General features: G+C 40.0%; 14 protein-coding genes. 5 read left to right on the top strand and 9 right to left on the bottom strand.

All coding sequences use genetic code 11. The annotated features are described in order from the left end of the window. From bamA to rimO, 8 genes are all read right to left on the bottom strand, one after another. Positions 1-1,699, bottom strand: a 1,699-nt coding sequence (gene bamA, locus JR005_RS11055; protein ID WP_228731692.1) for an outer membrane protein assembly factor BamA, incomplete at its 3' end; no start/stop codon positions are given. Between the two features lie 39 nt (positions 1,700-1,738). After that, positions 1,739-3,094 carry an RIP metalloprotease RseP gene (rseP, locus tag JR005_RS11050; RefSeq protein WP_218665039.1) on the bottom strand — a complete coding sequence of 452 codons (1,356 nt, stop codon included), beginning with the start codon at positions 3,092-3,094 and terminating at the stop codon, positions 1,739-1,741. 2 nt (positions 3,095-3,096) lie between these two features. Next, entirely contained in the window at positions 3,097-4,293 is a 1,197-nt protein-coding gene (ispC, locus tag JR005_RS11045) for a 1-deoxy-D-xylulose-5-phosphate reductoisomerase (RefSeq protein ID WP_218665038.1), read from the bottom strand. Further along, complete coding sequence (locus tag JR005_RS11040; protein WP_005004584.1) at positions 4,294-5,115, bottom strand: phosphatidate cytidylyltransferase; 822 nt, start codon at positions 5,113-5,115, stop codon at positions 4,294-4,296. It lies immediately after the preceding gene. 3 nt (positions 5,116-5,118) lie between these two features. Next, the gene (uppS, locus tag JR005_RS11035; protein ID WP_218665037.1) at positions 5,119-5,868 is read right to left on the bottom strand and encodes a polyprenyl diphosphate synthase; all 750 of its coding nucleotides are present in this window, start codon (positions 5,866-5,868) and stop codon (positions 5,119-5,121) included. 4 nt (positions 5,869-5,872) lie between these two features. Beyond that, a complete protein-coding gene (gene frr / locus JR005_RS11030; RefSeq protein ID WP_004988020.1) occupies positions 5,873-6,427 on the bottom strand; it encodes a ribosome recycling factor in 555 nt (184 codons plus the stop codon). 80 nt (positions 6,428-6,507) lie between these two features. Next, positions 6,508-7,236 (bottom strand): UMP kinase, encoded by a 729-nt coding sequence (gene pyrH / locus JR005_RS11025; protein WP_218665036.1) that lies wholly within the window; start codon positions 7,234-7,236, stop codon positions 6,508-6,510. Positions 7,237-7,294: 58 nt separating this feature from the next. Continuing rightward, positions 7,295-8,638: a 30S ribosomal protein S12 methylthiotransferase RimO gene (gene rimO, locus JR005_RS11020; RefSeq protein ID WP_218665035.1), complete on the bottom strand. Its 1,344-nt coding sequence runs from the start codon at positions 8,636-8,638 to the stop codon at positions 7,295-7,297. Positions 8,639-8,978: 340 nt separating this feature from the next. On the opposite strand from rimO, the gene glnL reads away from it, so the two are divergent. Together glnL and glnG are read left to right on the top strand one after the other, a co-directional pair. Beyond that, positions 8,979-10,088, top strand: coding sequence for a nitrogen regulation protein NR(II) (gene glnL / locus JR005_RS11015; RefSeq protein WP_218665034.1), 1,110 nt, complete (start codon positions 8,979-8,981; stop codon positions 10,086-10,088). Next, positions 10,075-11,550, top strand: coding sequence for a nitrogen regulation protein NR(I) (gene glnG, locus JR005_RS11010; protein WP_004988027.1), 1,476 nt, complete (start codon positions 10,075-10,077; stop codon positions 11,548-11,550). Before glnL ends, glnG begins: the two co-directional genes overlap by 14 nt. Positions 11,551-11,618: 68 nt before the next feature. Here glnG and JR005_RS11005 read toward each other — a convergent pair whose 3' ends face one another. Then, complete coding sequence (locus tag JR005_RS11005; protein WP_004988028.1) at positions 11,619-11,966, bottom strand: hypothetical protein; 348 nt, start codon at positions 11,964-11,966, stop codon at positions 11,619-11,621. Positions 11,967-12,229: 263 nt separating this feature from the next. Between JR005_RS11005 and rbsK the strand changes: the two genes are divergently transcribed. The 3 genes from rbsK to JR005_RS10990 all read left to right on the top strand — a co-directional run bounded on the left by rbsK (position 12,230) and on the right by JR005_RS10990 (position 14,346). After that, positions 12,230-13,150 carry a ribokinase gene (gene rbsK / locus JR005_RS11000; protein WP_218665033.1) on the top strand — a complete coding sequence of 307 codons (921 nt, stop codon included), beginning with the start codon at positions 12,230-12,232 and terminating at the stop codon, positions 13,148-13,150. 59 nt (positions 13,151-13,209) lie between these two features. Then, positions 13,210-13,635 carry a VOC family protein gene (locus JR005_RS10995; protein WP_049174308.1) on the top strand — a complete coding sequence of 142 codons (426 nt, stop codon included), beginning with the start codon at positions 13,210-13,212 and terminating at the stop codon, positions 13,633-13,635. 225 nt (positions 13,636-13,860) lie between these two features. After that, positions 13,861-14,346: an Lrp/AsnC family transcriptional regulator gene (locus tag JR005_RS10990; RefSeq protein WP_151675551.1), complete on the top strand. Its 486-nt coding sequence runs from the start codon at positions 13,861-13,863 to the stop codon at positions 14,344-14,346. The last annotated feature ends 124 nt before the right edge of the window (positions 14,347-14,470 follow it).

Raw genomic sequence — 14,470 nt, 5'->3', positions numbered from 1 at the left:
ACCCCTGACCTGTTGCCTTACCGCCATTTTTAAGCAAGTAATCACGCACATAAGTTGACACATAAGGACCTGTGGTAACTTTGGTATTATCCACACCAATCGATGCACTCACATTCTGGTTTTCATCAATTGGATAACCAAAACTTAAACTACCGCCGATACTGTCAGTCACATAGTTACTAACGTTATAGTCATCATTCAGTTTGGTTTTACGATAATAGACGTTATAACCACGACTCACACCATCAATAGTGAAATACGGGTCAGTCACACTCAGGTTATAGTAATCCTGTGTTTCAGAGCGTGATAAATCGATTGCAACACGGTTACCTGTACCTAGGAAGTTCGTCTGACTTAAGCCTGCCTGAAATGTTACACCGCCACTTTGAGAGTAACCAACTGCAAGTGTAGTCGTTCCAGAATGTTGCTCTTCAACATTAACATTCAAATCAACTTGATCAGGCGAATTGGGCACACGAACAGGTTTCACATCAACAGTTTTAAAGAAACCTGTACGCTCTAAACGCACTTTTGAAAGATCAATTTTTTCATTACTAGCAAGCGCACCTTCCATTTGGCGCATTTCACGACGTAAAACCTCATCGGCAGTTTTACTGTTTCCAGAGAAATTGATGCGTCGTACTGTCACCTGCTGTCCCGGATTGATATAGTAATTCATATCAACCGTACGGGTTTCGTTATTAATTTGCGGAACCACGTTTACATCAGCAAAGTAATAGCCAGCATTTCCGTACTTACGCAATAATAACTGCTTCACCGCATTTACTTTTTCTTGCGAATAAGTGTCGCCATCTTTATAAATCTTTAATGCCTGTAACTCTTCAGGCTTATACAGCGCATCACCTAAAAATTTAGTTTCACCAAACTTGAACTGCTGACCTTCATCAACAGAAACCTCAATAAAGATATGCTTTTTATCTTCACTAATATTGAGCTGGGAATTATTGATATTAAAGTTGATGTAGCCTTTATTCAAATACAAAGCACGTAATGCTTCAAGGCTCGCCGCCATTTTCTCGCGGGCATAGCGGTCATTACGAGTAACAATAGAAGCCCAGCCAGATTCTTTGACTGCAAAAGCCTGTTTAATGTCATCATCACTAAATACAGTATTGCCAATAATATTAATATCAAAGACTTTTGCAGGCTTACCTTCATAAAATTCGATGGTTAAATCTACACGGTTATTTGGGCGAGCTGTCGTAGTAACTTTGATGTCCGCATCATAACGACCTTGCTGTGTATATTGTTGCTCAAGTTCTGTTTCAAGAGTTTGCAAAGAAGATTTTTTAAGAACTTCTCCTTCGGCAACGCCCATTTTCTTTAAGCCGTCTTGCAGAGCTTCTTTGGGAATGAGCTTGTTGCCTTTAAATTCAATTTTTGAAATAACAGGACGCTCTACAACCTTAAAGACCAAAATATCATTTTGCTTATAAGTTTGAATATCATCAAAAAGACCAGTCGCATAAAGCGTACGAATGGCATCAGCAATGGTTGGATCGTCAACACGATCGCCACTGTTTATCGGCAACATGGTATAAACATTTGCAGGAGTGAGGCGAACTAAACCTTCGACTTTGATATCTCGTGCAATGAAGTCATTCGCTGCATATGCTTGTTGTACTGCCGCCATAGCACTAACAAGTGCCAAAGGCATTAATAAATGTGTGTGCCGCATGCCAGATTTTTCCAGTAAGTTAATTTTTCCATCTAAACGTTATAAACGCATAAAATCATTAAAGAGAGCCAAGAGCATCATACTGCCGAGCAGTACCATACCAATTTTTAAGCCCATCATTTGTATTTGTTCGGAAACAGGTTTACCGCGAATTGCTTCGATAAAATAATAAACCAAATGTCCACCATCCAACATAGGGATTGGCAATAAATTTAAAATTCCAAGACTTACACTCATCAATGCCATAAACGAGATAAACGTTTGCCATCCCATTTCAGCACTTTGTCCAGCAACTTTAGCAATAGTAATTGGGCCTGATAAATTTTCAAGTCCAATTAAACCTCTAAACATTTTGACGATCGAGTTTAAAATCATGCCAGAAATTTGAGTGGTTTTATCCACTGCCATCACTAAGGCCTGAGCTGGATTATATTGAATCGTTTGTTTGTATTCGTTAGGAATATTGACTTTAGCAGGGTTACTTTGCACACCAAGCATACCAGTGGTATTGCCCATATTGTCACGTTTACCTTGCGGCATGACTTGCAAATGAACCATTTGTCCATTACGAAGCACATCAATATTCAGCAGTTTTTCAGGGGACTTCTGCACCACATCAACCACATCAAACCAGTCACTCATTTTAATGCCATTGATGGAAAGGATTTGATCGCCAACCTTCATCCCTTGACGAATGGCAGCACCATCCTCACTGAGCTGATGAATCACCGCGGGCATTTGAGGACGATAGGGTAAAAATCCAAGAATATCTAAAGCAGACTGAGATTGATCTTTGAGAAAATTATGAATAGGAAGCGCAACACTCTTTTGAGTACCGTCACGATCTACGGTCATCAAAATTTGACCTGTTTCACCCGCTCGGTCAACCAGAGCAAAATTTAACTTTTCCCATGTAGATGTTTGCTCCCCATCTACAGTTAACACTTTATCACCCACATGCAAATCGACTTGCGCGGCAGGTGTATTAGGCAAAACTTTGCCTATACGTGTATTTAACTGTTCCTGAGATGGAAGAAATAAAATCCAGAATAAAACGATAGCAAACAATAAATTAATCAGCGGCCCTGCTGCGACAATCGCAATTCTTTTCCACGGAGATTGGCGATTAAACGCATAAGGTAAATCAGCTTCGGCGACATTACCTTCACGTTCATCCAGCATCTTGACATAACCACCCAGTGGCAATGCTGAAAGTTGATACTGAATCCCTGATTTTTTCGATGTCCATTTTAGCAAAGTTGGACCAAAACCAATCGAATAAACCAAAACCTTAACACCCAGCTTACGTGCCACCCAATAATGTCCAAACTCATGTATGGCAATCAGAGGCCCCAGCAACAGAATTGCTGCAACAATGATAAATAAAATATTCATGTTCAGCCTCCTGCGCCAGCCACGAATTGATGCGCAACATCACGGGCTAATCGATCTGTATCCAAAATAGCTTCTATACTCTGTGCCGAACCATTTTGCACGTGATTAAGCGTATGCTCAACCACTTCTGGAATCGTAGTAAACTTTATTTTCAAATTTAAAAATGCCGCAACCGCAATTTCATTTGCAGCATTTAAAATCGTCGGTGCGAGACCACCATCACGCATGGCTTGACGAGCCAAATTCAATGCAGGAAATTTTTGAGTATCGGGTTGCTGAAAATCAAGATGTGAATGTGTAAACAAATCAAGTGCAGGAACATGGGTATCTAATCGCTCAGGCCATGCTAATGCATGTGCGATCGGCGTACACATATCAGGATTTCCCATTTGTGCCAAAGTTGAACCATCAATATATTGAACCATTGAATGAATAATACTTTGTGGGTGAATTACAACTGTAACAAAATGTTCAGATATTGAAAACAAATGACACGCTTCAATCAACTCCAAACCTTTATTCATTAAAGTTGCAGAATCAACAGAAATTTTTTGTCCCATAGACCAATTTGGATGCTTACACGCCTGCTGTGGCGTCACCGCCTGCAATTGTTCAAGCGTATGATTTAAAAATGGACCACCTGAGGCCGTCAGTAAAATCTGCGACACCCCCAACTGGGGCTGACCATTACGTTCAATATTTAAATAATTCTGCGGTAAAGACTGAAAAATTGCATTGTGCTCAGAGTCGACGGGTAATAATAATGCATGATGATCTCGTGCCGCTTGCATCATGATTTCACCAGACATCACCAATGCTTCCTTATTGGCAAGCAACACCCTTTTACCTGCTTTGATTGCAGCGAGTGTAGGTAAAAGTCCAGCCGCTCCAACAATTGCAGCCATGACAATATCAACCTGAGAACTTTCAGCAACAGTAATTAAGCCTTGTTCCCCAGCCAATATCTCAATATCAAAAACACCCAATGCAAGCAACTCGGTACGCAGTTCATCGACTTTTGATTCGGGTACAACCGCAATTTTAGGCTGATACTGTTTGCATATTTGAGCCAGTTCTTTGATACGACTATAAGCCGTTACTGCAAAAAGCGTATATTTATCTGGATGACGATCCAATATTTTTAATGTACTTTGACCAATTGAACCCGTCACACCAAATATACAAACAGATTGAGTCATTTATAGATCTACGCCAATAAGTTTTAATAGATACATGCCCGCTGCAAAGATAGGCGCTGCTGCAAGTAGAGAGTCGATACGATCCAACACACCACCATGACCCGGCAAAATACGCCCAGAATCCTTAATACCAGCACGACGCTTAATCATAGACTCGAACAAATCACCCAACACTGAAGCAAAAACAGTCACCACAGACAAAATTAGAAACAGCAAATGCTGGGCAAATGTTAAGTTAAGATAATTGACCTGCACCACAATAATAATAATGATCGCAAGCCCTATCCCACCAATCAATCCTTCAACCGATTTATTTGGACTAACGGTTGGCGCTAGCTTATTTTGACCAAACTTACGCCCAACAAAATAAGCACCTGAGTCCGCTCCCCATACCAACAGGAACAAGTACATCAACCACCATGGGGAACTTTGCCAAACTTCAAAAATTGCCGTAACTGCCGCACTGACCAGTATCAGCCCAAGAAGATAAAGCGAAGCGTTGTACCAGCCATCGTATTCAGGATAAGCCTTGACCCAAAAACTGCTCACCAGCCAAGTGAGTATTGATGCACACCATAATAGGATTGCAACTTCATTATAATAAAGCGCCAGCGCAGATATTAGCGCGACGATCAGTCCATAAGCCCACGCTTTCGGTTTAAATAATGCCGTATCTCTAGGCATGAGTTTAAACCATTCATAGCCAGCCACCCCTGCGGCTACAATCATTAAGCCAAACATTGGATAGTGAGAACTGGTTGCAAACATACAAGTAAGTACTACCGCTACCAGTACCAATGCGGTAATTATCCGCTCTAACATTTATTAATTCTCAATTTTCTCTTGGTGGATTTGTTCAGAAGTCTTACCAAAACGACGTTCGCGTCCTGCAAACACATCTAAAGCACGATCAAACTCTTTTACACAAAACTCAGGCCAGAGTGTCTCGGTAAAATACAATTCAGCATAAGCAGCCTGCCAAAGCAGGAAGTTGGACAAACGATAATCACCGCCTGTACGAATCAGCAAATCAACAGCCGGCAGATTATTTAAACTAATTCGCTGATTAAAAAGTGCAGCATCTATTTGATCTACATCTAACACGCCTGCTTTTACGTCTTGTGCAATGTGTTTTGCTGTATAGGCAATATCCCACATCCCACCATAACTGATCGCAATAGTCAGTGTCATGCTGTCAAAACTAGCAGTCTGCTGCTCTGCATGCAACATCAATTCACGTAAATGTGGAGATAGACGAGAACGATCACCAATAAACTGCAAGGCAATATTAAATTTTTCCATTCGAGGTAACTGTTCATGAATCGTCTCTTCCAGCAATTTCATCAATAAATCGACTTCATATTGTGGACGATTCCAGTTTTCGCTGGAAAATGCAAATACGGTTAATGCCTGAATCCCTTTGTTACGACAATGCTCAACAATTGGATCTAGACTATTTTTGCCTTCACGATGCCCATCTCCTTTTTGCATTTGATTTTTTTTAGCAAAACGGTTGTTGCCATCCATAATGATGGCAACATGTTGCGGAAGATGAAGCTCTTCTGAAGCGGTCATAAAATTAGACCTTCATCAATTCAGCTTCTTTTGCTGCCAAACGTTTATCGACTTCGGCAACATATTTATCGGTGATTTTTTGGATATCATCACCTGCACGACGCTCATCATCTTCAGAAATTTCTTTGTCTTTTAGCAGTGATTTAATATCACCTAATACATCACGACGGATGTTACGAATGGCAACTTTGGCATTTTCAGCTTCTGAACGCGCCACTTTTTGCATATCACGGCGTGTTTCTTCAGTTAAAGCTGGTAAAGGTACACGGATTGCATCAGCCGTAATCGGATTTAAACCCAAATCACTTTCACGAATTGCTTTATCAATTGCCGAAACCATTGTACGTTCAAATGGTTGAACAATAAGAGTACGTGAATCTTCAATACCTACGTTTGCCACCTGATTCAATGGAACATCCGAACCATAATAAGAAACCATTACACCGTTTAGAATGGATGGATGAGCACGGCCAGTACGCACTTTCGCAAAACCTTGCTCTAAAGATTCAAGGGTTTTTTGCATGCGTTGTTCGCTGTCTTGTTTGAGATCGTTAATCATATGATCTTCCTTACTTATTCATTCAAGGTGTAATTGCTAAATTAGTCGAGTAGTATAAAGAGCTTTCTAGGTTACGTACATTAATTCGTAACATGAGTTCCTTCTTTTTCGCCCATCACCACAGATAATAGTGCGCCAGCTTTATTCATATCGAAAACTTGCAACGGTACATTGTGGTCACGACACAGACAAATGGCAGTTAAATCCATCACACCCAACTTTTCATCAAACACTTGATCAAAAGTTAAATGATCATATTTTACCGCATCATCATATTTGCTTGGGTCTTTGTTATATACGCCATCAACTTTGGTGGCTTTCAAAATCAAATTGGCTTCAATTTCAATCCCACGTAAGCAAGCCGCTGTATCTGTGGTGAAGAATGGGTTACCTGTACCTGCAACGAATACACATACTTCGCCCTGACTTAAATGGCGAATCGCATCACGGCTCGAATAAGATTCAACCACTGTGCCGATTGAGAGTGCAGACATCAAACGTGTCTTGATATTACGACGAACCAGAGCATCGCGTAGTGCCAAGCCATTCATAACGGTTGCCAGCATACCCATCTGATCACCCGTTACACGACCCACCAGACCATCTTTTTGTAATTGGCTACCACGGTACAAGTTTCCACCACCAACAACGATACCCACTTGCACACCCAAGCCAACCAAGTGAGCAATTGACAATGACATTTGATCAAGCACTTGTGCATCGATTCCCATGTCTTTATTGCCCGACAATGCCTCACCAGAAAGTTTAAGTAGAATACGTGAGTAACGGGGGCTATTAGAATCCGCCATGGTAAGCTCCAAAAAACAATGGGTTAAAAATAAATTTTGTTTGTTGCAACATCAATCATCAAGCTGATTTGATTGTAATCAACTTTGCAAATAAATCGTATTCATCTGCATCAGTAATTTCGACTTCAAGTAAGTCACCTGACTGGATTTTTGATTTATCAATATCTTCGACAAAGACATTGCCATCAATTTCAGGCGCATCAGCATAAGAACGCGCAACCGCAACAGGATATTCATCTTCCAGACTATCGACTAAAACAGTCATGGTTTGACCAATCCGTTTTTTCAATTTAGCCGCCGAGATGGTCTGCTGAACCTGCATGAAACGTTCATAACGCTCTTGCTTAATTTCTTCAGGTACATGATCTGGCAAGTCATTGGCTGTTGCACCTTCGACTGGTGAATAAGTAAAACAACCGACGCGATCAAGCTGTGCTTCTTGCAACCAATCTAGAAGAATTTGAAAATCATCTTCCGTTTCACCCGGAAAGCCCACTACAAAAGTAGAGCGAATCACCAAATCTGGACATTTTTCACGCCATGTTTTTAAGCGTTCAAGGGTATTTTCACTATGGGCTGGTCGCTTCATCAATTTTAAGACGCGCGGACTGGCATGCTGAAAAGGAATATCAAGATAAGGAAGAATTTTACCCTGAGCCATCAAATCGATGACTGCATCGACGTGTGGATATGGATAAACATAATGCAAACGCACCCAGATTCCTAATTGACCGAGCGCCTCACACATATCATAAAACTTGGTTTTTACAGGTTGACCATTCCAGAAATCAAGCTTGTATTTGGTATCAACACCATAGGCAGAAGTATCCTGAGAGATCACTAAAACTTCTTTGACACCCGCGCGCTTAAGCGCTGCTGCTTCTTCAAGCACTGAACCGACAGGACGTGAAACTAAATCACCCCGCATACTTGGAATGATGCAGAAGGTACAGCGATGATTACAGCCTTCCGAAATTTTTAAATAAGCATAATGTTTTGGAGTAAGTCGAATGCCTTGTTCAGGTACCAGATCGACAAAAGGATTATGTTTCGGTGGCGCAGGCACATATTCATGTACCGCTTCCATCACATCCTGATAGGCCGCCGCACCTGTGACTTTTAAAACATTAGGATGCATTTGACGAATTTTATCTTCATCTTTGCCCAAACATCCCGTCACTATGACACGACCATTTTCACTCATGGCTTCGCCAATCGCATCTAATGATTCTTGTACCGCAGATTCAATAAAACCGCAGGTATTGACTACAACCAGATCAGCACCATCATAATCTGATGCGACCTGATAACCTTCAGTACGTAACTGAGTTAAAATTCGTTCAGAATCTACCAATGCCTTAGGACAACCTAAAGATACAAAACCGACTTTGGGGGACTTCATGAATCTGCGCTCCACTAGAATCCGCGTATTGTATGACGTTTCTCGCAATAAAAACAGGTGGAATATGCACAGTTCGTTTAATGCACCAAAATACAACCAATATTTTTATTAAAAACAACTATTGCACCATTATGATTCAATTTAAGATGCCATCTAACCCAACTTGTTTTTAAATCGATCATAATTTGTCTATTTTGCTCATTTTTAATACAAGCTTGAGAACAAGTTCTTTTACGCAAAAAGTTGGCGTACATTTTGCTTAACTTATGTCCCATTACAGGGAAAAACTGGATTAAATGAAAATGTCATTGCGCTATTTTAAGACAGGAAACATTTTCTAATGGATCAAAGAGAGACCATTGACTATCGGCTTTTGGTCGATAACCTTACCACTGCCATATTATTGGTTGATAGCGACCTGAATATTTTTTATCTCAATTCTTCTTGTGAAGCATTGTTTGATATTAGCTTATTACGCGCATCAGGTTTGCCTGTGCTTAACTTATTACATTCACCGAATGATACCTTCAATACCCATGAAGCACTCATCAATACGCTACACTCAGGGCAGCATTACACACGACGTGAAGCAATAATCAGTGTGAATTTTAAGGATATTCATGTTGATTATTCAGTTTCAGCGCTCAATACAGGCAAAAATTATCATCCGCTACTATTAATAGAACTTAATCCAATTGATCGGATGCTTAAAATTTCTAAAGAAGAAAATTTGATACAACAACATCAGGTTGCCCGTCAGCTCATTCGAGGTATTGCCCATGAAGTCAAAAATCCATTAGGTGGAATTCGCGGTGCAACTCAATTACTGGCACGTAGCTTAAATGATCCAAAATACGAAGAATTTACCGATATCATTATCAATGAAGTTGATCGCTTAAGAAATCTTGCCGATACCATGCTCGGTTCACGCCAGCTTCCAAGCTATGAAGATGTCAATGTACATGAACCTTTGGAACGGGTGCGCTCTCTGGTGGCCAATCAAACCAAGAAAAAAATTAAAATCACTCGTGATTATGATTTATCACTGCCAGATGTCAAAGCAGACCGTGATCAACTGATTCAGGTCATGCTCAATATTAGCGTGAATGCCATTCAAGCAATGACAGAAAATAAAGAATTTTTTGTGGATCATGAACCTGAGCTGATTTTAAGAACCCGTATTCAACGCCTTGTCACCATTAATGGTTTATTAAACCGATCCGCAGTTCGTGTCGACATTGAGGATAATGGTCCTGGCGTTCCGCAAGATATTTTAGAGTCTGTGTTCTATCCTTTAGTGACAGGACGAGCCAAAGGCACAGGACTTGGCTTAAGTATTGCACAGAACATTATGCATCAACATAACGGAATGATTGAATGTCAGTCCGTGGCTGGAAAAACTACATTTAGCTTATATTTACCTTGGGAGTCAGACCGTGTCGCGAAATAAAATATGGGTAATTGATGATGACCGCGCCATGCGCTGGGTACTGGAAAAAACATTCAAGGAAGAAGGTTTGGATGTGACCAGTTTTGAAGAAGCGCAGACGGCATTAGACCAATTGGCTGAAGATGCGCCTGATGTAATCCTCACTGACATTCGTATGCCTGGTATTGATGGTTTGACCTTCTTAGGGAAAGTCAAAAATAATTATCCAGATCTACCTGTCATTATTATGACGGCACATTCCGATCTTGAGTCTGCGGTATCAAGCTATCAAACAGGTGCTTTTGAATATTTGCCAAAACCGTTTGATATTGATGAAGCGTTGGCATTGGTTCATCGCGCCATCTTGCATGTCAATAAACTCCAGCAGCAAGAAGCAGCTAAAACCACCACACCAGTTCAATCCACCGAAATTATTGGTGAATCCCCTGCGATGCAGGAAGTGTTTCGTGCCATTGGACGATTATCACAATCCCACATTACAGTATTGATTAATGGTGAATCAGGTACAGGTAAAGAACTGGTTGCACATGCACTACATAAGCATTCACCACGTAGTAGCAAACCTTTTATTGCGCTGAATATGGCTGCAATTCCAAAAGATCTGATTGAAACTGAACTTTTTGGTCATGAAAAAGGGGCTTTTACTGGCGCAAACACCCAACGTCAAGGTCGTTTTGAGCAGGCTAATGGCGGTACGCTGTTCCTTGATGAAATTGGGGATATGCCGTTTGAAACGCAAACACGTTTACTACGTGTACTTGCTGATGGCGAATTTTATCGTGTCGGTGGGCATATTCCAGTACGGGTTGATGTCCGTATTGTTGCTGCAACCCATCAGGATCTGGAAAAACTGGTGAATGAAGGACGTTTCCGCGAAGACTTGTATCATCGCCTAAATGTCATTCGCATTCATATTCCAAAACTGGCACATCGTAGCGAAGATATCCCCATGCTAGCACAGCACTTTTTGGCCCGTGCGGGTAAAGAACTCGGTGTAAGCCCTAAAATTTTACGTCCAGAAACCACAGATTATATGCAGCAGTTGCCATGGCCAGGTAATGTTCGTCAACTCGAAAACACCTGTCGCTGGCTGACGGTGATGATTACTGGACGTGATGTTTATCCAGAAGACCTCCCTTCTGAGCTCAAACAAATTCCAATTCAAAAATCAGGTGAACAAGCCACAACCGCAGCGGGTGTAGATCGCATTTCATTGCACCACTGGGATGAGTTATTGGGTCAATGGGCGATTCAAAAACTAAAAAATGGCGAAATGAAAATTTTAGATATCGCCACCCCAATGTTTGAACGTACCCTGATCAATGCTGCGCTACAACAAACTCGTGGTCGTAAACGCCATGCAGCAGAGTTACTCGGTTGGGGGCGTAATACGCTTACACGTAAATTAAAAGAACTCGGTATCGCGGCTGAAGATGATGCCGAAGAAGAAGCCGAAATATAAAATAGCAATCTTAAATATAGTAAAGGGCAGCTAAATGGCTGCCCTTTACTATGGGAGAAAATATGACGTTACGCTACTTGAGGATAATGAATCGATTTACCTGCAATCAATTCATTAATGGCGTTGCTATTAAAATCAAGCTCAAGAATATGATTTTCAGCAATGATGCGATATTTTGAAATCAAAGGCTGTGCACCATAAGCTGTTTCAATGACATATTCATCTGCAATATTTAAGATCCCTTCAAGATTTGTACTGGTCGAAGCAAAGTCATGGTTAAACAAATCATAGATTTCATGAAGATTGTAAGTTTCACGCAAATGTTCTGGATGTTTTCTTACTTCACCTTCAAGAAACAACACGAGCTTATGCGCAAAAAAATAATAATTTGGTTTATGGCTATACTCGAGATTCATCTTGATCTACTCCTTAAAGGTTTATCATTCATTTTTATGTCACCATTTATTTTTAAAAATTTTAGCTTAATTTTTTCTTAAGAATCCTGATTAATTATACAAATTCTCACAATATGAAAAATCGATAAATATAAACCAACTGTTTTAGTTGGATTAAACTTATTAAAAAACAAAAAGATAATTTTCCTCTTACATATTTGTAATTTAATCAAAATTTTCATTTGTTACAATTCAGCAATAATTATCAAAATTGAATTTGAAAAATGAAGAATCAAGATGCCGACTTAGTGATTGTAGGAAGTGCAAATGTTGACCATATTTTAAATGTTGATAATTTTCCTGTGGCTGGACAAACCCTTACAGCTAAAAATTATAAAGTTGCTTTTGGTGGGAAAGGAGCAAATCAAGCGGTAGCTGCTGGGCGCAGCGGTGCTAATGCTGCCTTCATTGGCTGTGTTGGTGATGACGAGTTTGGCACTAATATCAAAACCCAACTTCAAAAAGATCATGTCAATGTACAGGCGCTTCAAAATGTCGTTCATCAAAATACTGGCGTTGCTTTAATTTTTGTTAATCAACATGCCGATAATTTTATTGGTATCTATGCTGGAGCAAATGCAGCGCTCAGTATGGATTATATCAATCAACATAAAAACCTGATTCAACATGCCAAAATATTATTATTACAACTGGAAACACCTATCGAAAGCGTGATCACAGCAGCAACTATTGCGAAACATTCTGGCATAAAGGTTATTCTGAATCCCGCGCCTGCTCAAGCCTTAGCGCCAGAATTTTTAAACCTGATTGATATCATTACACCCAATGAAACAGAAGCAGAACAATTAACAGGCGTGAAGATTAACAATCTAGATGACGTACAAAATGCTGCGCACATTCTTCACCAATATGGAATTAAAACGGTTGTCATCACCTTGGGCGCTCAAGGTGTTTGGTTAAGTGAGTTTGGTCAAGGACAATTAATTCCTGCTTTTAAAGTGGATGCCGTCGATAGCATTGCGGCTGGAGATACTTTTAATGGCGCGTTTGCAACTGCATTACTGGAAGGTCAATCAAATCAGCAAGCTGCCAAATTTGCCAATGCAGCAGCTGCAATTGCTGTGACTCGATATGGCGCACAACCTTCTATTCCCTATCGCTCTGAGATTGATGCATTTTTATAAACCCAATTAAAAACTTAAAAAGTAAAATTCGATTTTTATATACAGGATAAAATAAATCCATGAAAACTCAATTACATCGTGGGCGACTCATTGATCACATCCAACTTGTTGTTCATGATTTAGAATTAAGCCAAAAATTTTATAGTGCTATCATGAAAGTTTTGGATATTCCAGTCATCACAACACCTGAAGATTTCTTTTGGGCTGATGAACTGGTGGTATCTTCAATAAATAGCCCTGCTGCCCAAGGCATATTGACTGGGCGACATCATCTAGCTTTTCAAGCGAAAGATCGTGCTACTGTAGATACTTGTTATCGAACTGCCCTTGCTCATGGAGGCAAAGACAATGGCAAACCAGCTGAACGGACTTACCATCCAGAATATTATGCAGCGTTTGTCATTGATCCAGATGGGAATAACATAGAATTTGTGCATCACGGCGAAGCTCAACGCAATACACCCTCTGTCATTATTGAATTTTAAAATTTAAAATAAATAAAAAAGCAATGAGCATGTTTAAAGTCACCCTTACTTGAAACATACTCATTGCCTCATCAAAGCCATCACCCTAATGCCTTTGATTTATAAAATAATTTTATCTTTAATTGATAAGAAATAATTCCTTAATTGTTTCAAATTTTCTATGTTAGTCGGCATAAAATTCCTTTATATTGGAATTTAATAGAATATTTTCCTTTGGTTTAGGTTTTGAACAGTACAGAACACACACTAGATCGTATCGATCGGAAAATTTTATCTGCGTTACGTCAAAATGGCAGACTGACGATTGCGCAACTTTCAGAACAGGTTGGTTTATCTTCCTCTCCTTGTTGGACACGTTTAAAACGGCTAGAAACTTTAAAAATCATCGATGGATATACGGCTAATATTAATCCAAAAGCAATTGGGATTAAGGATTTATTCTTTATTGAAATTACGCTAGAACGCCATGATGATGAGATGCTTGAACAGTTTAGTCAGGCGTTGGCAGATATTCCCGAAGTGATTGAAGCGCATTTGGTAACAGGTGAATATGATTATCTGGTCAAAGTTGCAGTAAAGGATGCTGAACACTATGAGCGTTTTTTAAGAAAGAAACTCTACTCAATTAAAGGAATACGTCATACCCGCTCTACCTTTGCCTTACGTCCGCTTAAATCTGCAAACTCGGCAGATTTTATGATGATTGAATAAGTTTAAGATATTTACTGCAACGCCATCAAAGTTATGGTTTAATATGCTCAGTTTGAGATGAGCCTCATACAGTATATGGCTTGATTCATATACGACTAGCCCCGCTAATATGCGGGGCTTTTTC

The organism is Acinetobacter sp. Colony158 (assembly GCF_019264745.1).
Taxonomy (GTDB): Bacteria; Pseudomonadota; Gammaproteobacteria; order Pseudomonadales; family Moraxellaceae; genus Acinetobacter; species Acinetobacter ursingii.
This window is presented reverse-complemented; position numbering and strand designations above follow the sequence as displayed.

Coding starts and splice junctions, on each gene's coding strand:
- ispC (WP_218665038.1), bottom strand. CDS start 4,293: ATGACTCAATCTGTTTGTATATTTGGTGTGACGGGTTCAATTGGTCAA.
- uppS (WP_218665037.1), bottom strand. CDS start 5,868: ATGACCGCTTCAGAAGAGCTTCATCTTCCGCAACATGTTGCCATCATT.
- rbsK (WP_218665033.1), top strand. CDS start 12,230: ATGAAGAATCAAGATGCCGACTTAGTGATTGTAGGAAGTGCAAATGTT.
- rseP (WP_218665039.1), bottom strand. CDS start 3,094: ATGAATATTTTATTTATCATTGTTGCAGCAATTCTGTTGCTGGGGCCT.
- glnL (WP_218665034.1), top strand. CDS start 8,979: ATGGATCAAAGAGAGACCATTGACTATCGGCTTTTGGTCGATAACCTT.
- JR005_RS10995 (WP_049174308.1), top strand. CDS start 13,210: ATGAAAACTCAATTACATCGTGGGCGACTCATTGATCACATCCAACTT.
- frr (WP_004988020.1), bottom strand. CDS start 6,427: ATGATTAACGATCTCAAACAAGACAGCGAACAACGCATGCAAAAAACC.
- pyrH (WP_218665036.1), bottom strand. CDS start 7,236: ATGGCGGATTCTAATAGCCCCCGTTACTCACGTATTCTACTTAAACTT.
- JR005_RS11040 (WP_005004584.1), bottom strand. CDS start 5,115: ATGTTAGAGCGGATAATTACCGCATTGGTACTGGTAGCGGTAGTACTT.
- JR005_RS11005 (WP_004988028.1), bottom strand. CDS start 11,966: ATGAATCTCGAGTATAGCCATAAACCAAATTATTATTTTTTTGCGCAT.
- rimO (WP_218665035.1), bottom strand. CDS start 8,638: ATGAAGTCCCCCAAAGTCGGTTTTGTATCTTTAGGTTGTCCTAAGGCA.